This window comes from Paraburkholderia terrae (assembly GCF_002902925.1).
GTDB classification, from domain to species: domain Bacteria; phylum Pseudomonadota; class Gammaproteobacteria; order Burkholderiales; family Burkholderiaceae; genus Paraburkholderia; species Paraburkholderia terrae.
Genome location: NZ_CP026111.1, coordinates 2,095,201 through 2,117,228, shown reverse-complemented (window position 1 = coordinate 2,117,228; position 22,028 = coordinate 2,095,201). Strand labels below are relative to the sequence as shown.

Annotated in this window: 19 protein-coding genes and 1 pseudogene; 13 read left to right on the top strand and 7 right to left on the bottom strand. The window is 62.3% G+C overall.

Features of this window, described 5'->3' with window-relative positions; translation table 11 throughout:
* Window positions 1-566 precede the first annotated feature (566 nt).
* The 4 genes from C2L65_RS09375 to C2L65_RS09360 all read right to left on the bottom strand — a co-directional run bounded on the left by C2L65_RS09375 (window position 567) and on the right by C2L65_RS09360 (window position 5,564).
* A complete protein-coding gene (locus tag C2L65_RS09375) occupies window positions 567-2,132 on the bottom strand; it encodes a DHA2 family efflux MFS transporter permease subunit (RefSeq protein WP_042315036.1) in 1,566 nt (521 codons plus the stop codon).
* Between the two features lie 49 nt (window positions 2,133-2,181).
* Window positions 2,182-3,402 (bottom strand): EmrA/EmrK family multidrug efflux transporter periplasmic adaptor subunit, encoded by a 1,221-nt coding sequence (locus C2L65_RS09370; RefSeq protein WP_042315034.1) that lies wholly within the window; start codon window positions 3,400-3,402, stop codon window positions 2,182-2,184.
* Between the two features lie 80 nt (window positions 3,403-3,482).
* On the bottom strand, window positions 3,483-4,991 hold the full coding sequence (locus C2L65_RS09365) for an efflux transporter outer membrane subunit (protein WP_042315032.1): 1,509 nt from the start codon (window positions 4,989-4,991) through the stop codon (window positions 3,483-3,485).
* Between the two features lie 57 nt (window positions 4,992-5,048).
* The gene (locus C2L65_RS09360; RefSeq protein ID WP_007587418.1) at window positions 5,049-5,564 is read right to left on the bottom strand and encodes a MarR family winged helix-turn-helix transcriptional regulator; all 516 of its coding nucleotides are present in this window, start codon (window positions 5,562-5,564) and stop codon (window positions 5,049-5,051) included.
* A gap of 299 nt (window positions 5,565-5,863) precedes the next feature.
* Between C2L65_RS09360 and typA the strand changes: the two genes are divergently transcribed.
* The 6 genes from typA (at window position 5,864) to C2L65_RS09330 (ending at window position 15,708) form a co-directional block, all read left to right on the top strand.
* Entirely contained in the window at window positions 5,864-7,690 is a 1,827-nt protein-coding gene (typA, locus tag C2L65_RS09355) for a translational GTPase TypA (protein ID WP_042315030.1), read from the top strand.
* A gap of 354 nt (window positions 7,691-8,044) precedes the next feature.
* The gene (locus C2L65_RS09350; RefSeq protein WP_042315028.1) at window positions 8,045-10,900 is read left to right on the top strand and encodes a 2-oxoglutarate dehydrogenase E1 component; all 2,856 of its coding nucleotides are present in this window, start codon (window positions 8,045-8,047) and stop codon (window positions 10,898-10,900) included.
* A gap of 143 nt (window positions 10,901-11,043) precedes the next feature.
* On the top strand, window positions 11,044-12,318 hold the full coding sequence (gene odhB / locus C2L65_RS09345; protein WP_042315026.1) for a 2-oxoglutarate dehydrogenase complex dihydrolipoyllysine-residue succinyltransferase: 1,275 nt from the start codon (window positions 11,044-11,046) through the stop codon (window positions 12,316-12,318).
* 143 nt (window positions 12,319-12,461) lie between these two features.
* On the top strand, window positions 12,462-13,892 hold the full coding sequence (lpdA, locus tag C2L65_RS09340; RefSeq protein ID WP_042315025.1) for a dihydrolipoyl dehydrogenase: 1,431 nt from the start codon (window positions 12,462-12,464) through the stop codon (window positions 13,890-13,892).
* Window positions 13,893-13,999: 107 nt separating this feature from the next.
* Window positions 14,000-15,097: a cell division protein ZapE gene (gene zapE / locus C2L65_RS09335; protein ID WP_042315024.1), complete on the top strand. Its 1,098-nt coding sequence runs from the start codon at window positions 14,000-14,002 to the stop codon at window positions 15,095-15,097.
* Between the two features lie 158 nt (window positions 15,098-15,255).
* Window positions 15,256-15,708 (top strand): transposase, encoded by a 453-nt coding sequence (locus C2L65_RS09330; RefSeq protein ID WP_042315038.1) that lies wholly within the window; start codon window positions 15,256-15,258, stop codon window positions 15,706-15,708.
* Window positions 15,709-15,830: 122 nt separating this feature from the next.
* Here C2L65_RS09330 and C2L65_RS09325 read toward each other — a convergent pair whose 3' ends face one another.
* Window positions 15,831-16,316, bottom strand: a complete 486-nt coding sequence (locus C2L65_RS09325) for a DUF2147 domain-containing protein (protein ID WP_042315023.1) — start codon at window positions 16,314-16,316, stop codon at window positions 15,831-15,833.
* Between the two features lie 312 nt (window positions 16,317-16,628).
* Here C2L65_RS09325 and C2L65_RS09320 point away from each other — a divergent pair.
* Window positions 16,629-17,048, top strand: a pseudogene (locus C2L65_RS09320) (helix-turn-helix domain-containing protein); the annotation flags it as partial.
* Between the two features lie 48 nt (window positions 17,049-17,096).
* Window positions 17,097-17,810 carry a DUF2968 domain-containing protein gene (locus C2L65_RS09315; protein WP_042315021.1) on the top strand — a complete coding sequence of 238 codons (714 nt, stop codon included), beginning with the start codon at window positions 17,097-17,099 and terminating at the stop codon, window positions 17,808-17,810.
* Between the two features lie 264 nt (window positions 17,811-18,074).
* Here the strand turns inward: C2L65_RS09315 and C2L65_RS46120 are convergent, their stop codons facing one another.
* Window positions 18,075-18,245, bottom strand: coding sequence for a hypothetical protein (locus tag C2L65_RS46120; protein ID WP_007587403.1), 171 nt, complete (start codon window positions 18,243-18,245; stop codon window positions 18,075-18,077).
* 270 nt (window positions 18,246-18,515) lie between these two features.
* Here C2L65_RS46120 and C2L65_RS09310 point away from each other — a divergent pair, with 270 nt between their 5' ends.
* Entirely contained in the window at window positions 18,516-18,743 is a 228-nt protein-coding gene (locus tag C2L65_RS09310; RefSeq protein WP_007587399.1) for a hypothetical protein, read from the top strand.
* 78 nt (window positions 18,744-18,821) lie between these two features.
* Here the strand turns inward: C2L65_RS09310 and hfq are convergent, their stop codons facing one another.
* Window positions 18,822-19,283: an RNA chaperone Hfq gene (hfq, locus tag C2L65_RS09305; protein WP_042315020.1), complete on the bottom strand. Its 462-nt coding sequence runs from the start codon at window positions 19,281-19,283 to the stop codon at window positions 18,822-18,824.
* A gap of 516 nt (window positions 19,284-19,799) precedes the next feature.
* Here hfq and C2L65_RS46115 point away from each other — a divergent pair.
* The 4 genes from C2L65_RS46115 to C2L65_RS09290 all read left to right on the top strand — a co-directional run bounded on the left by C2L65_RS46115 (window position 19,800) and on the right by C2L65_RS09290 (window position 22,017).
* Window positions 19,800-19,949 (top strand): hypothetical protein, encoded by a 150-nt coding sequence (locus tag C2L65_RS46115; protein WP_165576871.1) that lies wholly within the window; start codon window positions 19,800-19,802, stop codon window positions 19,947-19,949.
* Window positions 19,950-19,982: 33 nt separating this feature from the next.
* The gene (locus C2L65_RS09300; protein WP_042315018.1) at window positions 19,983-20,501 is read left to right on the top strand and encodes a sigma-70 family RNA polymerase sigma factor; all 519 of its coding nucleotides are present in this window, start codon (window positions 19,983-19,985) and stop codon (window positions 20,499-20,501) included.
* Window positions 20,502-20,511: 10 nt separating this feature from the next.
* A complete protein-coding gene (locus C2L65_RS09295) occupies window positions 20,512-21,306 on the top strand; it encodes an anti-sigma factor family protein (protein WP_042315017.1) in 795 nt (264 codons plus the stop codon).
* 246 nt (window positions 21,307-21,552) lie between these two features.
* A complete protein-coding gene (locus C2L65_RS09290) occupies window positions 21,553-22,017 on the top strand; it encodes a hypothetical protein (RefSeq protein WP_042315037.1) in 465 nt (154 codons plus the stop codon).
* Window positions 22,018-22,028: the final 11 nt, after the last annotated feature.

The window sequence follows — 22,028 nt, the reverse complement described above, 5'->3', positions numbered from 1 at the left end:
GCGCCTCACCCGCTTCACGCTCCCGCACTGCTGTATGCCGTGCCAGATAGTCCACCGCCGCCCAGGTGGAAAACTGTGTGTAGGCCGTAGTGCCTCGCGCGCCTCACTTCGCACCGATAGCGTGCGCCTCCATGTAAGAGCGCCAAGCTATACGACGCGACACCCTACACACAGTTTGCCACCTGGGCGGCGCAAACCATTCGCTTCCGCTAGCCCTTGTGCGGGTGTTTGAAGTGGGTGAGGCGTTCATTCGAAGCGTTTGCAACGAGCACCGACTAGGGCACTGTCATGTGAAGCGTGGGGACGTTGAGGGCCCGTGGATAAGAACACGTGCTGGCGGTGTTAGCCGCTTTCTTTTGCCTACTTTTCTTTGCGGCGGCAAAGAAAAGTAGGTGCCGCCCCGCACAGGGGCGACGCGTGAAGCAGGCAAAACAAATCGCGGATGCCAGCGAAAAGGCTAGAACAACCAAACCGGCCGTGCCACGAAGCCAACCCGCGGATACCAGCGAAAAGCAAAACAAACAAAACCAAACCAACCGCCCGAAGGGCAAATCAAAAGCACATGTTCAATGCGCCGCCGATGCCGCGGCAGCCGAATCCCCACCACCCGCACGCTCAGGCTTGGTCACCCAGATCAACGCAATCAGCGCAACAAAAATCCCCGCCGAAATATAAAACAGATCATTCACCCCAAGCTGCGCCGCCTGCTGCGTCGTCATCGAATTGACGAGCCCATACGCCTGCGACTGATTCAGCCCGAGCCCACTCATCTGCGTAACCGATTGATTGAACACCGGGTTATACGCATTCGCATGCTCGGTCAACTGCGCATGATGCAGAATCGATCGATGATCCCAGGCCGTCTCGAAGATCGACGTGCCGATCCCACCACACATGATCCGCACAAAGTTCGACAACCCCGACGCCGCCGGAATCCGGTTCCCCGGCAACCCCGACAGCGTGATCGACACGAGCGGAATGAAGAAGCCCGCCATACCGATCCCCTGGATCAACGTCGGCAGCATCAGCGAATAGGTATCGACGCCCGTCGTATAGCGCGAGCGCATCCAGAAACACAGCGCGAACACCAGAAACGACGCCGTCGAGATATAGCGCGGATCGGTGCGCGGCAGAATCTTGCCCGTCAGCGGCGAAAGAATGATCGCGAACACGCCGACAGGCGCCATCACGAGACCCGCGTCCGTCGCCGTGTAGCCGATGTCGGTCTGCAGCCACAACGGCAGCAGCACGAGATTGCCGAAGTACAGTCCATAGCCGATCGCGAGCGCCACCGTGCCGCCCGTGAAATTGCGCAGCTTGAACAGCGACAGGTCGACGACAGGATGCTTGTCCGTCAGCTCCCACACGATAAAGAACGCCAGCGCGATCACGGCCGTCAGCGCGAGCACCACGACTGTCGTCGATGAAAACCAGTCGAGATCCTTGCCCTTGTCGAGCATCACCTGCAACGAGCCGACCCACGTGATCAGCAGCACGAGACCGACCATATCGATCGGTGCTTTCTTGATGACGGAATCGCGGTTGCGGAAGATCGCCCATGTGGCGAGCGCGGCGATGATCCCGACCGGGATGTTCACGTAGAAAATCCACGGCCACGAGATGTTGTCCGAGATCCAGCCGCCCAGAATGGGACCGGCGACGGGCGCGATCAATGTCGTCATCGCCCACATGGATAGCGCCATCGGCGCTTTCGCACGTGGATAGCTCGCGAGCAGCAGCGTTTGCGACAGCGGAATCATCGGACCGGCCACGGCGCCCTGCAGCACGCGCGATGCGAGCAGGAACGGCAGATTCGGCGAGAGCCCGCACATCCACGACGAGATCACGAACAGCACGATCGACGCCATGAACAGGCGCACCTGGCCGATCCGGTCGGTAAGCCACCCCGTGAGCGGCACGGAGATCGCATTGGCGACCGCGAACGACGTGATCACCCACGTGCCCTGGTCGGACGACACGCCGAGGTCGCCTGAGATCGACGGAATCGACACGTTCGCGATCGACGTGTCCAGCACGTTCATGAAAACGGCGAGCGACACCGCGATGGTGCCGATCACCAGTTGCGCGCCCTCGAGCGGCGGGTGAGGGACTTGCGCTTGAGACTGAGCCATCTATTGTTCGAACCTTGTCTGATGCAGATGCGTGGCAGATGCGTACCGCTTACATCAGCTTGGCCGCAGCCTTCGAGCCCGTCGTCGCCTTCTGCGGCTGGCCTGCATTCGGGCCGGCGTTTTCAGTGATGATGCGGGCGATTTCCGCGTCGGCCTGATCGCCGTACTTTTCGAACACGTTGGTCTGATACACCGTGTTCACCGCGCTGCCGAGCTCGCCACCCGTGTCGTCCTTGATGCTCACCTCGACCTGCATCGACAGGCCGATGCGCAGCGGATGCTTCTCCAGTTCCTGCGGATCGAGCGCGATACGCACGGGCAGACGCTGCACGACCTTGATCCAGTTGCCCGTCGCGTTCTGCGCGGGCAGCAGCGAGAACGCCGAGCCCGTACCCGCCGAGAATCCGACCACCTTGCCTTGATACTTGACCGACGAGCCGTACACGTCCGCCGTCAGTTCGACGGGCTGGCCGATGCGCATGTGCTTGAGTTGCACTTCCTTGAAGTTCGCGTCGACCCAGACGGCGTTCAGCGGCACGATCGCCATCAGCGGATTACCCGGCGCGACGCGCTGGCCGACCTGCACCGAGCGCTTCGCGACATAGCCCGTGACGGGCGCGGGCAGCGTGTTGCGCGCGTTGTTCAGATACGCGTCGCGGACCTTGGCGGCCGCGGCCTGCACGTTCGGGTGGCTCGCGATCGTCGTGTTCGCCGTTAGCGCGCGGTTGGACGCGAGTTGCTGCTGCGACGCGTCGAGCGCGGCTTGCGCGCTCTTGACGGCATCGCGTGCGTGCGAGATTTCTTCCTGCGACACGGCGCCCGTTTGCGCGACCTGCATGCGGCGCTTCAAATCGTCCTGCGCGCGCGAGAGGTCCGACTGGCGCACGGCGACCTGCGCCTGGTACTGGCTGTCGTCGGCGTAGAGGCCGCGCACCTGACGCACGACCTGGCCGAGATTCGCTTCCGCCGATTGCAGCGCGATGCGCGAGTCCGCGGGATCGAGCACGACGAGCGGTTCGCCGACCTTGACGGTCTGCGTGTCGTCCGCGTTCACGGCGATGACGGTGCCCGTCACTTGCGGCGTGATCTGTACGACGTTGCCGTTCACGTACGCGTCGTCGGTCTCTTCGTGGAAGCGCGCGACGAGGAAGTAGTAGAGGCCGTACGCGATCGCGGCAATCAGGATCACGATGACGAGCAGCGTCATCATGCGCTTGCGTTTGCCGTTGCTGGCCGGCTGCGCGTTCGCGGGTTGTTGGGGCGTGCTCATGGATATGCTCCGGATTCTGTCAGTCTGTATCGTTTATTCGGATCGCAATCGGGTGTGCGTGTGCTTGCTTTGCTGTGAGCTCAGTTGGCCGCGTGGGCCGCCGAGACCGACGAAGCGGGCGCATCCGTCGGCACGATGAGGCCCGTCTGCGTCGCGTCGAAACCGCCGCCGAGCGCCTTGATCAGCGCGATCTGCAGATCGCGGCGGCGCATCTTCAGGTTCGTCACCGTCTGTTCGGCGGAAAGGCGGTTCTGGTCGGCCGTCAACACCTGCAACTGCGGCGAGAGCCCGGCCTTATAGCGGATCACGGCGAGGTCGTACGCTTTCGTCGATGCGTCGAGCGCGCGCTGCGCGTCGCCTTGCTGGTGGTCCAGCGAGCGGATCGACGAAATCTGCGTGGCGACGTCCGAGAGCGCGTTGATGAGCGTCTGGTTGTAGTTAGCGATGTCGAGGTCGAAGTCGGCGTAGCGGCCCTTCAGTTGCGAGCGCAGCGCGCCGGCGTCGAAGATGGGCAGATGGATTGCTGGGCCGAACTGGATCTGGCGGCTCGACGAGGTCAGGAATTTGCCCCAGCCGAACGCATCGAAACCGAAGCCGGCAGCGAGGTTCACGTCCGGGAAGAACTCGGCCTTCGCTTCCTTCACGTCGTGCATCGCGGCTTCGACCTGCCAGCGCGCGGCGACGATGTCCGGGCGGCGCGAGATGAGATCGGCGGGCACGTTGTCGGGCAGCGTGACGGCGCCGCCTGGATTGAACGTTGGCTTGGCGATCTGCAGGCCGCGGTCCGGCCCTTTGCCGAGCAGCGCGCCGAGTTCGTAGCGCGTGGTCGTGATCTGGCCGTCGAGTTCCGTCAGGTTCGATTGGCTCGTCGCGATGTTGCCGTTGGCCGTCTGACGCTCGACGTTCGTGTCGAGGCCGGCTTTCACGCGGTCGTTCGCGATGACGCCGATCGTCTGACGATTCTTAATCTCGCGCTCGGCGATGTCGCGCAGCGCATACAACTGCGCGAGCGAGTTGTACGTCCGCGCAACCGACGCGGCGAGCGTCACGCGGGCCTGCTGCATGTCTGCTTCGGCGGCTTTTTCCTGCGACACGGCCTGGCCGAGCCGCTGGCGGTTCTTACCCCACAGGTCGAGATCCCAGGAAGCGCTGGCGAGCACATTGTTTTCGCTGTACCAGGTCCCACCGTAGGGCGGCGGGAACAGCGCATTGGCGGAATACAGCTCGCGGGTCCACGAATAGCTGCCTTCGACCTTCGGATACAGCGCGGACTTCGACGATTCGATATAGGACGAAGCCTTCGCGATGCGCGCCTGCGCCTGCGCGATCGACGGATTGCCTTCGAGCGCTTCCGCGATCAGCTTCGGCAGCTGCGGGTCGCCGAACTGGCCGGCCCAGTCGAGCGCCGGCCACTGGCCGCCTTCGGCGGGCAGGCTTTGCGACGCTTCGAACTGCGAGGTCGACGCAATCTTGTTGTCGTTCTTCAGATCGAAATAGTTCGCGCAGCCGGCGAGGGCAAACGCCGCCACGGCCGCGGCGATGGCCGCACGTCCCGCCGAAGCGGGCGCGGGCCTAGAAAGGAATTTCATCGCTCGACTCTTTGCGTGTAATGGCATTTTTCTATAATGGACGATGCAACTAATTTCTTACGATTTGTTATCGGTATTGCTTGCCGAGTCACGGGTTTCGCTGAACACTTCGCAGCTGTTCGCAAGCACGCGTCTCAGAAGACTCTTGAGGAATCCCGTTTCCTCAGGCGAAAAGCCAGATAGCAGCTTCTCGGTCACGCTGGTGAAGACAGCCGGCATGCGCGCGGCGATTGCGTGACCTTCGGCCGTCAGCGCAAGGCGCACCGCGCGCCGGTCTTCAGCGCTGCGCACCCGCGTCAGCAGGCCGCGTTTTTCGAGGCGATCGATCAGCCGCGTGACGGCGCTGGCGTCGATGCCGTATTCCCGCGCGAGTTCGGCGGCGAGCACGCATTTGCCGCTGGCAACCATGAACAGCACGCTGGCCTGCTGGCTGGTGATGCCGAGTTCGGCCATCGTGCGCTGCGTCACGAGGTTCGACATGGTCGACTTCACGCGGGAAATCAGATAGCCGACGCTCTCGCCCAGCTGGTATTCGCTGACCTCGGGCGATGGCGTGTGGGACGGTTCGGTCATGATTCTCGTGCGAATGCAATGGTTGACTATGCAGGATTGTAGTGACGAATAATTGACGCGGCAAGCGTTATTACAGCTTAGGCAAGGATCTTTCTCGCGTCAGAGGAGAGTGCGCGGCGGCTGCGCGCGGCGTGTTGCGTGTCGCTTTATTGAGACTGTGGAGTCCGGTATCAGGGAATACCAGAAAAGCGTCACTCGTCCGTGCTATACTTATTGGTTCCCAAAAGTGCGCTTTGGGCTTGGCGAAGGTGGCTGGGCAGGTGGCGCACTCCACTCGTATCCCGCGTCTCCAGGTTCCTATGTCCCGCGCTCTTCGCAACATCGCCATCATCGCTCACGTCGACCACGGCAAAACTACGCTCGTCGACCAGCTGCTCCGCCAATCCGGCACCTTCCGCGAAAACCAGCAGATCGCTGAACGCGTGATGGATTCGAACGACATCGAAAAAGAGCGTGGCATCACCATTCTCGCCAAGAACTGCGCCGTCGAATACGAAGGCACGCACATCAACATCGTCGACACCCCGGGCCACGCCGACTTCGGCGGTGAAGTGGAGCGCGTGCTGTCGATGGTCGATTCCGTGCTGCTGCTCGTCGACGCCGTCGAAGGCCCGATGCCGCAAACCCGCTTCGTGACGAAAAAGGCGCTCGCGCTGGGTCTGAAGCCGATCGTCGTGATCAACAAGATCGACCGTCCGGGCGCGCGTATCGACTGGGTGATCAACCAGACGTTCGACCTGTTCGACAAGCTCGGCGCATCCGAAGACCAGCTTGACTTCCCGATCGTCTACGCGTCGGGCCTGAACGGTTATGCCGACCTGGACCCGAGCGTGCGCGAAGGCACGATGCGCCCGCTGTTCGAAGCGATTCTCGAACACGTGCCGGTTCGCCCGGCTGATCCGGACGGTCCCCTGCAACTGCAGATCACGTCGCTGGATTACTCGACGTACGTTGGCCGTATCGGTGTGGGCCGTATCACGCGCGGCCGTATCAAGCCGGGTCAGCAGGTTGTGATCCGTTTCGGCCCGGAAGGCGAAATCCTGAACCGCAAGATCAACCAGGTGCTGTCGTTCGAAGGCCTGGAGCGCGTGCAGGTCGCTGAAGCCGAAGCCGGTGACATCGTGCTGATCAACGGCATCGAAGAAGTCGGCATCGGCGCGACGATCTGCGCGCCGGAAGCGCCCGAAGCGCTGCCGATGATCACCGTCGACGAACCCACGCTGACGATGAACTTCCTCGTGAATTCGTCGCCGCTCGCAGGCAAGGAAGGCAAGTTCGTCACGAGCCGCCAGATCCGCGATCGTCTGATGAAGGAACTGAACCACAACGTCGCGCTGCGCGTGAAAGACACCGGCGACGAAACTGTGTTCGAAGTGTCGGGCCGTGGCGAGTTGCACCTGACCATCCTGATCGAAAACATGCGCCGCGAAGGCTACGAGATGGCCGTGTCGCGTCCGCGCGTGGTGCTGCATGAAGTCGACGGTGTGAAGCACGAGCCGTATGAACTGCTGACGGTCGACCTCGAAGACTCGCACCAGGGCGGCGTGATGGAAGAACTGGGCCGCCGCAAGGGCGAAATGCTTGACATGGCGTCGGACGGCCGTGGCCGTACGCGCCTCGAGTACCGCATTCCGGCGCGTGGCCTGATCGGTTTCCAGGGCGAATTCCTGACGCTTACGCGCGGCACGGGCCTGATGAGCCACGTGTTCGACGAATACGCGCCCGTCAAGGACGGCTCGCTCGGCGAGCGCCGCAACGGCGTGCTGATCTCGCAGGACGACGGCGCGGCTGTCGCCTACGCGCTGTGGAAGCTGCAGGATCGCGGCCGCATGTTCGTGAAGCCGGGCGATGCGCTGTACGAAGGCATGATCATCGGCATTCACAGCCGTGACAACGACCTCGTCGTGAACCCGATCAAGGGCAAGCAGCTGACCAACGTGCGTGCGTCGGGCACTGACGAAGCCGTGCGTCTCGTGCCGGCGATTCAGATGTCGCTGGAATACGCGGTCGAATTCATCGACGAAGACGAACTCGTCGAAGTGACGCCGCAAAGCATCCGTCTGCGCAAGCGTCATCTGAAGGAACACGAGCGCCGCCGCGCAAGCCGCGAAGCAGCCGTCGACTGATCGCGCGAAGTCTCGCGAAAGCCTCAAGTGAAAAGCCGCCCTCGGGCGGCTTTTTGCATTGGCGTTGCGCGTTTCGCTGCAGAGCTTCCTATAAGCGCCTAAAGTATTCTTCTGCAGTGCCGCAAACACTGTTGCGCAAGCATAAAACTTGCCGCAAAGCCCCGTACCACGGGCTTTCCAGTTGGGACCTGTCCTATGTCAACTATGGGTTATGTGATATGCTCCCGCGAGTGCAAGTTTTAGGTCCTTCCAAGCAAGACTTGATTCGCGCAATCCGCTAAACGGTCAGGCCGTGTCGCGGAAGGTTCAGTAACCCGCTATTTCTCGAGAAGCTCGAAGAAAGGTGAGCGTAAAATGATGAAGCAATTCCAGTCGAACTCGTATCTGTTCGGCGGCAATGCTCCGTACGTAGAAGAGTTGTACGAAGCATATCTCGACAATCCCGCGTCAGTGCCCGAGACCTGGCGCAACTATTTCGACGCTCTGCAGAACGTTCCTGCATCGGATGGCACCAGTGCCAACGACGTGGCCCATGGCCCGATCGTCGAATCATTTGCTCAGCGCGCAAAGGCGAATGCCTTCCTGCCGCGCACGGGTGGCGAGGATCTCACCACCGCGCGTAAGCAAGTCTATGTGCAGTCCCTCATCGGCGCATATCGCTTCCTCGGCTCGCAGTGGGCTAACCTCGATCCTCTGAAGCGCCGCGAACGTCCGAACATTCCCGAGCTTGAACCTGCGTTCTACGACTTCACCGAAGCCGACATGGACCAGACGTTCAACACGAACAACCTGTACTTCGGTTTCGAGCAGGCTTCGCTGCGGGACATCGTCAAGGCGTTGCGCGACACGTACTGCGGCACGATCGGCGCCGAGTACATGTACCTGAGCGACCCGGAACAGAAGCGCTGGTGGAAGGAACGTCTCGAATCGATCCGCTCCACGCCGAACTTCACGGCTGACAAGAAGAAGCACATCCTGAACCGTCTGACGGCAGCAGAAGGCCTCGAGCGCTTCCTGCACACCAAGTACGTCGGTCAGAAGCGCTTCTCGCTGGAAGGCGGCGAAAGCTTTATCGCGTCGATGGACGAAGTCGTGCATCACGCAGGCAAGAGCGGCGTGCAGGAAATCGTCATCGGCATGGCGCACCGCGGCCGTCTGAACGTGCTGGTCAACACGCTGGGCAAGATGCCCGCTGACCTGTTCGCCGAATTCGAAGGCAAGCACGTCGACGATCTGCCCGCAGGCGATGTGAAGTACCACAAGGGCTTCTCGTCGGACGTCGCAACGGAAGGCGGCCCGGTTCACCTGTCGCTCGCGTTCAACCCGTCGCACCTCGAAATCGTCAACCCGGTGGTCGAAGGCTCGGCGAAGGCCCGTATGGACCGTCGCGGCGACGAGAACGGCCTGCAAGTGCTGCCCGTGCAGATCCACGGCGATGCCGCCTTCGCAGGTCAGGGCGTCGTGATGGAAACGCTGAACCTCGCGCAAACGCGCGGTTACGGCACGCACGGCACGCTGCACATCGTCATCAACAACCAGATCGGCTTCACCACGTCCGACCCGCGCGACGCACGCTCGACTTTGTACTGCTCGGACGTCGTCAAGATGATCGAAGCGCCCGTGCTGCACGTGAACGGCGACGATCCCGAAGCGGTCGTGCTGGCCACGCAGCTGGCCATCGACTTCCGGATGCAGTTCCACAAGGATGTCGTGATCGACATCATCTGCTTCCGCAAGCTGGGTCACAACGAGCAGGACACGCCCGCCGTCACGCAGCCGCTGATGTACAAGACGATCGCCAAGCATCCCGGCACCCGCGCGCTGTACGCGGAAAAGCTGGTGCAGCAAGGCGTCATCACCGCCGATCAGGGCGATGAATTCATCAAGGCATTCCGCAAGGCGATGGACGAAGGCCACCACACGGTCGACCCGGTCCTGTCGAACTACAAGAGCAAGTACGCCGTCGACTGGGTTCCGTTCCTGAACCGCAAGTGGACGGACGCAGCGGACACCGCCGTGCCGCTCGCCGAACTCAAGCGTCTCGCCGAGCGCATCACGACGATCCCCGAAGGCTTCAAGGTTCACCCGCTCGTCGAGCGCGTGATCAACGACCGCCGTGCAATGGGCCGTGGCGAAGCGCAACTCGACTGGGGCATGGGCGAGCATCTGGCATTCGCGTCGCTGGTCGCATCGGGCTATGCAGTGCGCCTGACGGGTCAGGACTCGGGCCGTGGCACGTTCACGCACCGTCACGCGGTGCTGCACGACCAGAACCGCGAACGCTGGAACGACGGCACGTACGTGCCGCTGCAGAACATCGCCGAAGGTCAGGCGAAGTTCACGGTGATCGACTCGGTGCTGTCCGAAGAAGCCGTGCTCGGCTTCGAATACGGCTACTCGACGGCTGAGCCGAACACGTTCGTCGCGTGGGAAGCGCAGTTCGGCGACTTCGTGAACGGCGCGCAGGTCGTGATCGACCAGTTCATCTCGTCGGGCGAAGTGAAGTGGGGCCGCGTGTCGGGCCTGACGATGCTGCTGCCGCATGGCTACGAAGGCCAGGGTCCGGAGCACTCGTCGGCGCGTATCGAACGCTTCCTGCAACTGTGCGCAGATCACAACATGCAGGTCGTTCAGCCGACCACGCCGGCACAGGTTTTCCACCTGCTGCGCCGCCAGATGATCCGCCTGTTCCGCAAGCCGCTCGTCGTCTTCACGCCGAAGTCGCTGCTGCGTCACAAGGAAGCCGTGTCGGATCTGTCGGAACTCGCGAAGGGCTCGTTCCAGCCGGTTCTCAGCGAAACGGACGATTCGATCGACGCCAAGAAGGTCAAGCGCGTGCTGGTCTGCTCGGGCCGCGTGTACTACGACCTGCTCGCGCATCGCCGCGAAGCGAAGGCACAAGACGTCGCGATCGTGCGTATCGAACAGCTCTATCCGTTCGCGCACAAGCAGTTCGAATCCGAACTGAAGAAGTACGACAACGCAACCGAAGTGGTGTGGGTGCAGGACGAGCCGCAGAATCAGGGCCCGTGGTTCTACATCGAACATCACCTGCGCGAAGGCATGAAGGAAGGACAGAAGCTGGCATACAGCGGCCGTCCCGCTTCGGCTTCGCCCGCTGTCGGCTACTACGCGAAGCACTACGAGCAGCAGAAGGCGCTGATCGAAGGCGCGTTTGGCCGTCTGAAAGGCGCGTCCATCGTTAAATAACCACAGAGAGCGAACCGGGAAAGCGCTGAGCGCTTTCCCGCCCCGCGTCGGAAACATCCCATGTAAGCGCGTCTCTACGCGCAAATATCGGACGCGGCTCGCACAAGGTTCGTTGTCATCCGATACGTATTCAGAGAAATCAAATGGCTATTGTTGAAGTCAAGGTCCCCCAGCTGTCCGAGTCGGTCTCGGAAGCCACGATGCTGCAGTGGAAGAAGAAGCCGGGCGAAGCTGTCGCCCAGGACGAAATCCTGATCGAAATCGAAACCGACAAGGTCGTGCTCGAAGTGCCGGCTCCGTCGGCAGGCGTGCTCGCGCAGGTCATCAAGAACGACGGCGATATCGTGGTCGCCGACGAAGTGATCGCGAAGATCGACACGGAAGGCAAGGCGGGCGAAGCGGCTGTCGAGGCTGAAGTCAAGCCGGCTCCGCAAGCTGAGCCGGCAGCAGCGGCTGCACCGGCACAGGCTGCCGCTGTGGCAGGTGCAAGCACCACGGCATCGCCGGCTGCGACGAAGATTCTGGCCGAGAAGGGCGTCGCTGCAGGCGACGTCGCCGGCACGGGCCGCGATGGCCGCATCACGAAGCAGGACGCCGTCGCCGCAGGCGCACCGGCTGCCAAGGCTGCGCCGGCACCGGCAGCAGCGCCCGCTCGCGCTGCCAAGCCGGCCCTGCCGCAAGTGGGCGCGCCGGCATCGGCCGACCAGTGGCTCAAGGACCGTCCGGAACAGCGCGTGCCGATGTCGCGTCTGCGCGCGCGTATCGCCGAGCGTCTGCTCGAGTCGCAGCAAACCAACGCCATCCTCACGACGTTCAACGAAGTGAACATGGCGCCGGTCATGGACCTGCGCAACAAGTACAAGGACAGGTTCGAGAAGGAACATGGCGTGAAGCTCGGCTTCATGTCGTTCTTCGTGAAGGCGGCTGTCCACGCGCTGAAGAAGTTCCCGCTGGTGAACGCATCGATCGACGGTAACGACATCGTCTATCACGGCTACTTCGACATCGGTATCGCTGTCGGCTCGCCGCGTGGCCTCGTGGTGCCGATCCTGCGCAACGCAGACCAGATGAGCCTTGCGGACATCGAGAAGAAGATCGCCGAATTCGGCCAGAAGGCGAAGGACGGCAAGCTGTCGATCGAAGAAATGACAGGCGGTACGTTCTCGATCTCGAACGGCGGCGTGTTCGGCTCGATGCTGTCGACCCCCATCATCAACCCGCCGCAATCGGCGATCCTCGGCGTTCACGCGACGAAGGAACGCGCAGTGGTCGAAAACGGCCAGATCGTGATCCGCCCGATGAACTATCTGGCGCTGTCGTACGACCACCGTATCATCGACGGCCGCGAAGCCGTGCTGTCGCTGGTCGCGATGAAGGACGCGCTGGAAGATCCGGCTCGTCTGCTGCTCGACCTGTAATGCAGGATGCGCGGCGGCCGCGCGGCTTGAAGTCGTGCGCCGCCGTCGCCATATCTGCATCAGGTGTCTCTCGCATCTCCGCAGTATCTGAAGCCACGCGCGCCGCGAAGCGCGGCCGCGTCGGTTAGCCAAAAAGGATAGTCATGTCCAAAGAATTTGACGTCGTCGTGATCGGTGCCGGTCCCGGCGGCTACATCGCGGCCATTCGCGCTGCGCAGCTCGGCAAGTCGGTTGCCTGTATCGAAAAATGGAAGAACCCGGCCGGTGCGTTGAAGCTGGGCGGCACGTGCCTGAACGTCGGCTGCATTCCGTCGAAGGCGCTGCTGGCTTCGTCGGAAGAGTTTGAAAACGCGTCGCATCACCTCGCGGATCACGGCATCAGCGTGGAAAACGTGAAGGTCGATATCGCGAAGATGCTGGCCCGCAAGGAAGGCATCGTCGAAAAGATGACGAAGGGCATCGAGTTCCTGTTCCGCAAGAACAAGATCACGTGGCTCAAGGGTCATGGCAAGTTCACGGGCAAGACGGACGCCGGTGTGCAGATCGAAGTGTCGGGCGAAGGCGAAACGGAAGTGGTCACGGCGAAGAACGTGATCATCGCGACGGGCTCGAAAGCACGTCACCTGCCGAACGTTCCCGTCGACAACAAGATCGTCGCGGACAACGAAGGCGCGCTGTCGTTCACCGAAGTGCCGAAGAAGCTCGCCGTGATCGGCGCGGGCGTGATCGGCCTCGAACTGGGCTCGGTGTGGCGCCGCCTGGGCTCGGAAGTCACCGTGCTCGAAGCGCTGCCCGAATTCCTCGGCGCCGCCGACCAGGCGCTCGCGAAGGAAGCCGCGAAGCAGTTCAAGAAGCAAGGCCTCGACATTCACGTCGGCGTGAAGGTCGGTGAAGTGAAGGCCAGCGACAACAGCGTGTCGATCTCGTACACGGACAAGGACGGCAATGCGAAGACGCTCGACGCGGACCGCCTGATCGTGTCGATCGGCCGCGTGCCGAACACCGACAACCTCGGCCTCGAAGCGATCGGCCTGAAGGCGAACGAGCGCGGCTTCATCGACGTCGACGACCACTGCGCGACGTCGGTACCGAACGTGTACGCAATCGGCGACGTGGTGCGCGGCCCGATGCTCGCGCACAAGGCGGAAGACGAAGGCGTGCTGGTTGCTGAAATCATCGACGGCCAGAAGCCGCACATCGACTACAACTGCGTGCCGTGGGTCATCTACACGGAACCGGAAATCGCGTGGGTCGGCAAGACGGAGCAGCAACTCAAGGCTGAAGGCCGCGAAGTCAAGACGGGCCAGTTCCCGTTCATGGCGAACGGCCGCGCGCTCGGCATCAACAAGGCGGATGGTTTCGTCAAGATGATCGCTGACGCGAAGACGGACGAACTGCTCGGCGTACACATCATCTCGGCGAATGCGTCGGATCTGATCGCTGAAGCGGTTGTTGCGATGGAGTTTAAGGCTGCTTCGGAAGACATCGGCCGTATCTGCCATCCGCACCCGTCGCTGTCTGAAGTGATGCGTGAAGCGGCGCTCGCCGTCGACAAGCGCGCGCTGAACATGTAAGACGCATCTGCCCGGTTCTGAATTACGCTGAACATGGGCTGAAAGCGAAACACGACGAAGGCGGGTGGGTTGAATCCCTCCCGCCTTCTTCATTGCTGTCTCACACAATGAACGTCACCGAATACTACGAACAGGAATTGCAGACCCGGGGATACGAGTCTGATCCGGCCCAACGCGCGGCCGTCGATCGTCTGCAACAGTGCTATGAAGAGTGGGCTGCGTATAAGGCACGTCGTCCGAACGCCTTTATGAAGCTGATCATGCACCCTGATCTGCCGAAGGGTGTCTATATGTGGGGTGGCGTAGGGCGCGGAAAGAGCTTCCTGATGGACAGCTTTTACGCAGTCGTGCCGCTCGTGCGTAAGACGCGTCTGCATTTTCACGAGTTCATGCGAGAAGTACATCGCGAGCTCGAAGAACTGAAAGGGCAGGCCGATCCGCTCGACGAACTCGCGCGGCGCATTGCGAAGCGTTATCGGCTGATCTGCTTCGACGAATTCCACGTATCGGATATCGCGGACGCGATGATCCTGTACCGCCTGCTCGATCGCCTGTTCACGAACGGCGTGCAGTTCGTGATGACGTCCAACTACGATCCCGATCTGCTTTATCCCGATGGTTTGCATCGCGACCGTCTGCTGCCAGCTATCGAACTGATCAAGAGCAAGCTCGACGTGATCAACGTCGATGCTGGCGTTGATTACCGGCGGCGCACGCTGTCGCAGGTCGAGGTGTATCACACGCCGCTCGGCGCCGCCTCCGATAAAGCCCTGCGCGACGCATTCGGCAAGCTCGCCGCCGTGCCCGACGAAAGCCCGCTGCTGCGTATCGAGAAGCGCGAGCTGAAGGCGCTGCGCCGCGCGGACGGCGTCGTCTGGTTTGATTTCGCGACGCTGTGCGGCGGCCCGCGCTCGCAAAACGACTACCTCGAACTGGCGAGTCGCTTCCACGCGGTGATTCTGTCCGGTATTCCGCAGATGACGCCTCGTATGCAGTCCGAAGCGCGTCGTTTCACGTGGCTGATCGACGTGTTCTACGATCACAAGGTCAAGCTGCTGATGTCGGCCGCCGTGCCGCCCGAAGAACTCTACACAGAAGGGCCGATGGCCAACGAGTTCACACGCACGGTTTCGCGTATCGTCGAGATGCAGTCGCAGGAATATCTGGATACGCCGCGACGGATCGTCGATACATCGTTGACCTGATCAAATTCCCGCCTGCGGCCGCGCCGTTTGGGATAGCGCGATACGCGCGGAACCATGCTGCAGCGGCCGGCGGTGTATTTTCAAGATTCGGATTGGTCTGATATTCGGTAGTGGGGCGACTCTATATCGTCGAAATACTCTTGACGAATGGAGATCCCATGACCCCCTATCGCGATATTAGTGATGAAGAATGGCAGCGCATCGCGCCGCTGCTACCGGAACTGCGACCGCGTTCCGAACTGCGCGGCCGGCCGCTTGCCAACACCCGCTCCGTGCTCAACGGCGTGCTCTGGGTGATCTACAGCGGCGCTACCTGGTCCGCCATGCCGCGCAAATACCCGTCATATCAAACCTGTCACCGCCGTTTCAAGGCGTGGCATCAGGCTGGTGTATTGCAACGTGTGATGGACCAGTTGTTCGGCGACGCAAGTGGCGAATTGTGCAACACGATGGAGTCCCGCATGCGCACCCACGCGCCGAACGTGTCCGCAGCCGCGAACGATGCCGCGCAGCCGTCCGTGCCCGCCACGCCGCTGTTCACGCCGCCGTCTGTCGTGCCCGCGGCGCCGCTGGTGTTCGACTACACCAGTCCTTTCAAGAACGCGGCATGACGGATCGAACGAATTGAGCGCGCGCGACAACAAAAAGCCGGTCTGGCGACACTAAACGCCAGACCGGCTTTTTTTACGTCCTGCTGCGGCGCTCGCCGAAAAGCGAGCACCGCGCGACAACCTCAGTTCTGGCGAACCCACGTCTGCGAACGCCCCAGCAGCGATACGCCAATGTACCCGCGCACCACCAGTTTCTGTCCGCCGTCTTCGACGTGCATCTTGCATTTGTAGAGCTTGCCGTTCTCCGGGTCGAGAATCTGCCCGCCGTCCCAGCCTTCGCCGTCCTTTTTCATATCGTCGATGATCGTCATGCCGAGAATCGGCTGATCTTTGCGCGCGTCCGTGCAGGCGGTGCAGCGGCGATCCGCCTGATCGTTCGGGTTGAGCCCCTTGATGACCTTGCCGCTCAGCTTGCCGTTCCCGTCCTGCGTGATCTGCACGAGTGCTTTGGGCTGGCCCGTATGATCGTCGATGGTTTGCCATGTTCCGACAGGCGTGTCGGCTTGTGCGAATGCCGTGACGGCGCCCGCGAGCAGCGCGCCGGCCACGACAGCCTGTTTCAACATAGTGCCGAGCGCAAAGCGCGGGCGCCGGGTGAGTGATGTCATTGTCGTCCTCCTTGTTGAAAATCGTCGCGATGAATGTCGCGCGGCGCCGTGTGAGTGCTGATGCGAGGCGGCGCCATGCCTGTCTTTCGATGCATGGGAGAGGGCAGAATACGTGAAACTATCGGCCCCGTTTGATAGTGAACGCTCTAATTGGTGCATGTTCTGGCAACGACGCATGAGTCAGTTCAACTGATACGAAGGCAAGCCGGAGTTGTCCTTCGGATTGTCGCGATAGTGCGACGCGTCGATCTTCGCGCTCATCCCTTCACTGCCGATGGGCAGCGCGCCATGCGCCGCGAGATAGGTGACGTTATCGCGCCCGTGGTCGGGGCCGAGCGTCTCGCGTCGCTACCGGATATTCCGTACCGGCTCGCGGACGCCGTCGCCGACACGTATTCCTCCCGCAACGTGCGCGAGCTGCGCAACCTGGCGGAACGGATCGGCGTGACGGTGCGGCAGATCGGCGCGTGGGATGCGGCGCGCCTGTACGGGCTGCTTGCGGTTGCGCCCAGCAATCAGCCCATGCCTGCCGAGAGCGCGGCGGAAGTGCTCGTCGATCGCAGCAAGTGGGATATGGCCGGTTGCAACCGCGTGCTCGCGCCGCTCGATGCGAACAGTTGGCGCCGCCAGGAAACGGCGTAATACGTTGGCATCAGCCGCAAGGTGCTGTGGGAAAAGATGCGTAAGTACCAAATTTTCGACGAGGAACCCGCAACGCGTGAAAGTGAGTAATAATTGAACGGTTTTGCAAAACTAAAACACGACACGAGCAGAAATTACATGGACCAGAAGTCGAAAGTTCGACACATCGTGATGTCGGCAATGATCGTTTTCGGGGGCGTTCAAGGGGTCTACGCGCAGAGTTCTGCCAGTAACGGCACGAACGACGCGGCGGGTGTGATCGCTGCGCAGACGACGCCTGCTGCTGCTCCCGTCACTGCGGACAGTCAAACGATTGCGCTCACGCCGGACGAGGCGAAGCAGTCGGCGACGGGCAATGTCGCGGAACTGCAACAGAAGATGCACGGCGCCGATATCACCGAGTTGCGCACGACCTACAACGGCAGCTACGGGGCAAGCCTGTTGTTCTATGGCAAGGACATGACGTACTACGTCGCGCTCTTCCAGCAGAAGAACTTATGGCGCGTGATCAAGACGCAGGATGAAGCGCGCGCCGAGCTGATCTACCGCGACTTCGCGCGTCAGACGGCGCAGCTGTCCGATGTCGAAATCCGCCGCACCAAGCTCGAAGCGCAGAAGGCGTACACGGATCACCTCGTCGCGCTGTCGCAGGAACGCGCGAGCCGTCTGCAGGCCGACCTGAACATCGCGCACGAGCAGCAGACCATCGTCAACAGCATGCAGCAGCAGACCCGTGCGGAAGCTACGGCGCTTGCGCAGCAGAAGGCGCAGTCGCAGGAGCAGTTGCGCGCGGCGCAGCGCCAGGTGCGCGATCTGCAGCGTCAGCTCGAAAGCGGCTTGGCGGTGCGCTGACGTTGCAAGAGCCGCGCTGGCCTTCGATGGCTTCGCGGCTCGCCCTGCGTGTTGACCAGACCCACGCCGCGCATCTGATCATGCGTGGGTTCGTTCGTCTGCGCCGCCGCGAGGCGTTTGCGTCGACGTAGGCGGCGATAGCAACCTGAACCGTGCATGCGCGCACGGCACGCTTTTCGTCGTCGGTCACACGGCCGGCTTTATCCATCCCGCGTGCGCATAGCGTCCGCGCGGATGGTACATCTCGCCTCGCAACTGTCTTCCTCAGCGCGACTTCTTCTGCTTGCCTTGACGGTTATCGTCGTCGTCCTCGTCGGGATCGACCGCGATCGGGTCGCTGGCGGGAAAGGTCTCGTCGAGCGCCTCGTCGAGACGTTCGTCGCTGGACGGATGTTTGTCCGGCGCCTTCGGGGTGGGGTGTTTCGAAGTGGACATGACAGGCTCCGCTACATAGATTGAACTCAGCATAACGCAATCAGGCCATCGCAGCCGCCGAGGCCAATGGCATAGGCCAAACGCACATTGAACGCACACAACGTCGCGCGAATCGCACGCGGACCAGCAACTCAGGTTGAAGATTGCGAAAGCATGTTGTAGGTTCCATGCAGGCCAATGGAATTTCTCGCGGGATCGTTCGTTATAAGGGTGTCACACGACGCCGGCGCACACGAAAGCGCCGGGCGCAGATGGCTTACGAGGGCGACCATGCAACCGAACGGATATGGCAGCGGACAGCGCTTGAACGCGTCACATGTTGTCGAATCGGAACTGGAGCATCTGGAGTGGGCAATGCGTCAGCCGATGGTGCATCTGCTGAATGCCCGCTACTGGCAGCGACGGGTGCTCGAAGTAAAGTGCGGGTATGAACTGACTGCCCAACAGGGCGTGCGGATCGAGAGGATGCTCAAGCAACTGGCCAGTCGTCCCGGCTAGCCAGCTGCCCGTGTTGCAGTGCAGGCGCGCTGGGCGCGCGCCGCATTCTGCGGTGAAGCCTGTTGGGTTTATCCCGCCTTATTCAGTGCTGCCGCCGCCGTTGTTATTACCCTGATCGTTACCATTGTTGCCCGCGCCGTACAGACGCCTGCGGCGGGTGACGACCACGGGAGCGTCCGACGACGAAGACCGGTCCGACGGCCCTTGCGATGCGCCATACGACTCACGCGGCTCGCGCGGTTCCCGGGGCTCGCGGTGCTCACGCGAGCCATGCGGGCCGCGTGCCGAATGCTCGCCATGCGACGGCCGTCCTGCGCGCGGCGCGGGGCGCGTGCCCGTGTCCAGCTGGATCGTGGAAATGGCGCGCTTGTAGATGCCTTGCAGCCCGACGGGCGTGCGCAGCATCACCAGATACTGGTCGAACGACTCGATGCAGCCCGTCAGGCGAATGCCGTTGACGAGGTAAATCTCAACGCGCTTACGTTCTTTGCGCGCTGCGTTCATAAAGTCGTTTTGCGGATGCGATTCTGCGGAAGGCATGGACAATTGTGTGTAGAGAAACGGTTGTTCGCCGTGATTTTACCCGTTGTCGCTTTATGGCGACATGATGGGTTCCAAACGTCGAACGGGGTTGACGCCCACTATAACCACTTGTGGGCGCGGAAGCATCCTTTAAAGATCAAGTGTAACGCCGAGTTACCAAATCATGCGGCGCTATGCGTGCCAGCCAACGTTCACGGGCGGTTGAGGGCGCGAGACGGCGTCGATACGCACGCTCGCTCTAGACGAAAGATGTCGCCATTCGCGAATGCCGCGGAATAAAACGCCCGCCACGAGCGTTTATCGGTCAGGCATCGCACAAAAGCCGCGATGCCGTGAGAAGGAAAGACGGAAGTGTCAGTAGCACGCATCGGAAATGGGCGTCCGTCTTTGCAGAAGGTTTCCTCAACTGTCCAATGGGTCACCGGCGTCGCGTCATCTGTCGCTCGCGCGCGTGCCGCCGGTTCAACGCATGGCTATGCGATACGTCGCGCTTCGCTGTGCAGGAGGTTCTACATGAAAGTGTCCAGACTGGTATCGGCTGTATTCGTCGTGCTCGCGCTCGGGGTGGCATCTCTCTCGCTGACCGCGTGTCAATCCACGGGCGAAATGAGTCCGTCGGGTGGGAGCAGCAGCGGATCGAGCGGCAGCAGTGGCGGCTATTGACGATGCCTGTGCTCGCATGACAGCTTGCGCCGGGTGAACTTCGAAGCGGAAGTGATTTCGTGGCTCCCGCAGTTGCGGCGCTATGCGCGCGCGCTGACGGGTGACCCAGCTTGGGCGGACGATCTGGTTCAGGATACGGCCGAGCGCGCGCTCGCGCGCTGGAAGGGCTTTCGCCCCGACAGCAATCTGCGCGCGTGGCTGCTGACGATCCTGCGGCATCTGTATATCGACCAGTTGCGGGTGCGCCGCGAAATCGCCGTCGACGACGAAAGTGCGCCCTGGCGCAATCTCGAAGCGCCGCGCGGCGAAGTCGACGGTCTGGTGTTGCGCGATGTGCAGCGCGCGCTTTATTGTCTGCCCGTCGAGCAGCGCGAGGTGATGTTGCTGGTTTGCGTGGAGGAGTTGAGCTATCAGGAGGCGTCCGTGGCGCTCGGCGTGCCGATCGGCACGGTGATGTCGCGGCTGTCTCGCGCCCGTGAGCATATGCGGGCACTGTTGACGGAAGGGCCCGTTCACAAGTCGCCGTCGCTGAAAGTGGTGAAGGCCAGGTGAGAAGCGCGCAATGAACAACGACGAAAACACTACCGGTTCCGCGAACGCGCCAGATCTGCGCGCGCTGTCGGCATTCGTCGACAGCGAGTTGCCCGAGGGCGAGCGCGCCGCCGTGCGCGAGCATCTGGCGCGCGACCCGCAGGCGGCCGCGCAGGTCGCGTCGTGGCGCGCACAGAAGGCCGCGCTGCAGGCGCTGTGCGGCGCGCCCGAACGCGAGGAGCCGCCGTTCATCGTGCTGCGCGCGCGCATTCCGTGGTGGCGCCGCGTGGCCGTCGCCGCGTGCTGGCTCGCGGTTGGCGCGGGGCTGGCGCTTGCGCTCGGCCCGCTCGTGCCGCGCCTTGGGGGCGGCGGCAATGGCGACGTGATGTCGTTCGCGCGGCGCGCGGATATCGCGTATGCCGTCTACACGCCGGAGCGCCGTCATCCCGTCGAAGTGGCGGCCGCCGAGGAAGAGCATCTGATCAACTGGCTGTCGAAGCGCCTGAACCGCCACCTGTCCGTGCCGTCGCTGCAGGAGTACGGCTATACGCTCGTCGGCGGACGGCTGTTGCCGGGCGAGGCGGGACCCGCCGCGCAATTCATGTACGAGAACCAGGGCGGCGCGCGGCTCACGCTCTACGTGACGGGCATCCCGAAGGACGAGACCGCGTTCCGGCTGTTCCGCGACGGCAACCGGCGCACCTTCTACTGGATCAGCGACCACATGGGTTACGCGCTGTCCGGTCCGATCGAGGAAGACAAGCTGCGCTCGATCGCGATCGAAGTGTGCGGCGAACTCGGCGGCCGTCCGGAGACGTGGCAGTAATCGTCGCGCCGCGTCGTCTTTTCAGACGGCGGAAACATCGTGTAACACGATGTGCGCGGCCGCTTCCCGCGCAACAGGAATAGCGCCTTGTGTACAAGCGTTTAAGTTGTGCAGGCGCGTGATTTTTCGCTCCCGGCGAATCTGCAGCGGCCACTGGCCGCGCGTCCTGCAAGGCGAATCGATGGCGTCTTCACGGCGACGGCACGCGAACGTGCCGCGACACCGCACCGTCGGGCAGGACACATCATGCGTACTTTGTTTGGACTCGGCGCGACGCTGTGCGTGTGCGCCGGATGCGCGGTGCTGGCTTCACCGCCCGTTGCCGCGCAAGAGCCGCTCAACGATCAGATGACATGCCGCAACATCGTCGGCCAGGCGGAGATCGACGGCACGATGCAGCAGATCAGCGGGCTCGCTTGCCAGCAGCCGGATGGGACATGGCAGATCCAGCAGGGCGGCGACGCGGCCGCCGTCGTCTATCCGATTCCCGCCTATCCTTACTATGACCCGTGGTATTGGGGGCCGCCTGTCGCCGTGGGCTTTGGCGCGTCGTTCGTGTTCGTCGACCGCTTCCATCATTTCCATCACATGAACCACGTGCATTGGGGGCGGCAGGGCGGCGGATTCCACGGAGCGGGTGGCATGCACGGCTGGGGTGGCGGGCACACATGGGGAGGCATGGGTGGCATGGGCGGCGGGCATCGGCGATGATCGTGCGCGAT

Coding starts and splice junctions, on each gene's coding strand:
- C2L65_RS09325 (WP_042315023.1), bottom strand. CDS start 16,316: ATGACATCACTCACCCGGCGCCCGCGCTTTGCGCTCGGCACTATGTTG.
- zapE (WP_042315024.1), top strand. CDS start 14,000: ATGAACGTCACCGAATACTACGAACAGGAATTGCAGACCCGGGGATAC.
- hfq (WP_042315020.1), bottom strand. CDS start 19,283: ATGCCTTCCGCAGAATCGCATCCGCAAAACGACTTTATGAACGCAGCG.
- typA (WP_042315030.1), top strand. CDS start 5,864: ATGTCCCGCGCTCTTCGCAACATCGCCATCATCGCTCACGTCGACCAC.
- C2L65_RS09365 (WP_042315032.1), bottom strand. CDS start 4,991: ATGAAATTCCTTTCTAGGCCCGCGCCCGCTTCGGCGGGACGTGCGGCC.
- C2L65_RS09360 (WP_007587418.1), bottom strand. CDS start 5,564: ATGACCGAACCGTCCCACACGCCATCGCCCGAGGTCAGCGAATACCAG.
- C2L65_RS09330 (WP_042315038.1), top strand. CDS start 15,256: ATGACCCCCTATCGCGATATTAGTGATGAAGAATGGCAGCGCATCGCG.
- C2L65_RS46115 (WP_165576871.1), top strand. CDS start 19,800: ATGAAAGTGTCCAGACTGGTATCGGCTGTATTCGTCGTGCTCGCGCTC.
- C2L65_RS09290 (WP_042315037.1), top strand. CDS start 21,553: ATGCGTACTTTGTTTGGACTCGGCGCGACGCTGTGCGTGTGCGCCGGA.
- C2L65_RS09295 (WP_042315017.1), top strand. CDS start 20,512: ATGAACAACGACGAAAACACTACCGGTTCCGCGAACGCGCCAGATCTG.
- odhB (WP_042315026.1), top strand. CDS start 11,044: ATGGCTATTGTTGAAGTCAAGGTCCCCCAGCTGTCCGAGTCGGTCTCG.
- C2L65_RS09350 (WP_042315028.1), top strand. CDS start 8,045: ATGATGAAGCAATTCCAGTCGAACTCGTATCTGTTCGGCGGCAATGCT.
- C2L65_RS09370 (WP_042315034.1), bottom strand. CDS start 3,402: ATGAGCACGCCCCAACAACCCGCGAACGCGCAGCCGGCCAGCAACGGC.
- lpdA (WP_042315025.1), top strand. CDS start 12,462: ATGTCCAAAGAATTTGACGTCGTCGTGATCGGTGCCGGTCCCGGCGGC.
- C2L65_RS46120 (WP_007587403.1), bottom strand. CDS start 18,245: ATGTCCACTTCGAAACACCCCACCCCGAAGGCGCCGGACAAACATCCG.
- C2L65_RS09315 (WP_042315021.1), top strand. CDS start 17,097: ATGGACCAGAAGTCGAAAGTTCGACACATCGTGATGTCGGCAATGATC.
- C2L65_RS09310 (WP_007587399.1), top strand. CDS start 18,516: ATGCAACCGAACGGATATGGCAGCGGACAGCGCTTGAACGCGTCACAT.
- C2L65_RS09375 (WP_042315036.1), bottom strand. CDS start 2,132: ATGGCTCAGTCTCAAGCGCAAGTCCCTCACCCGCCGCTCGAGGGCGCG.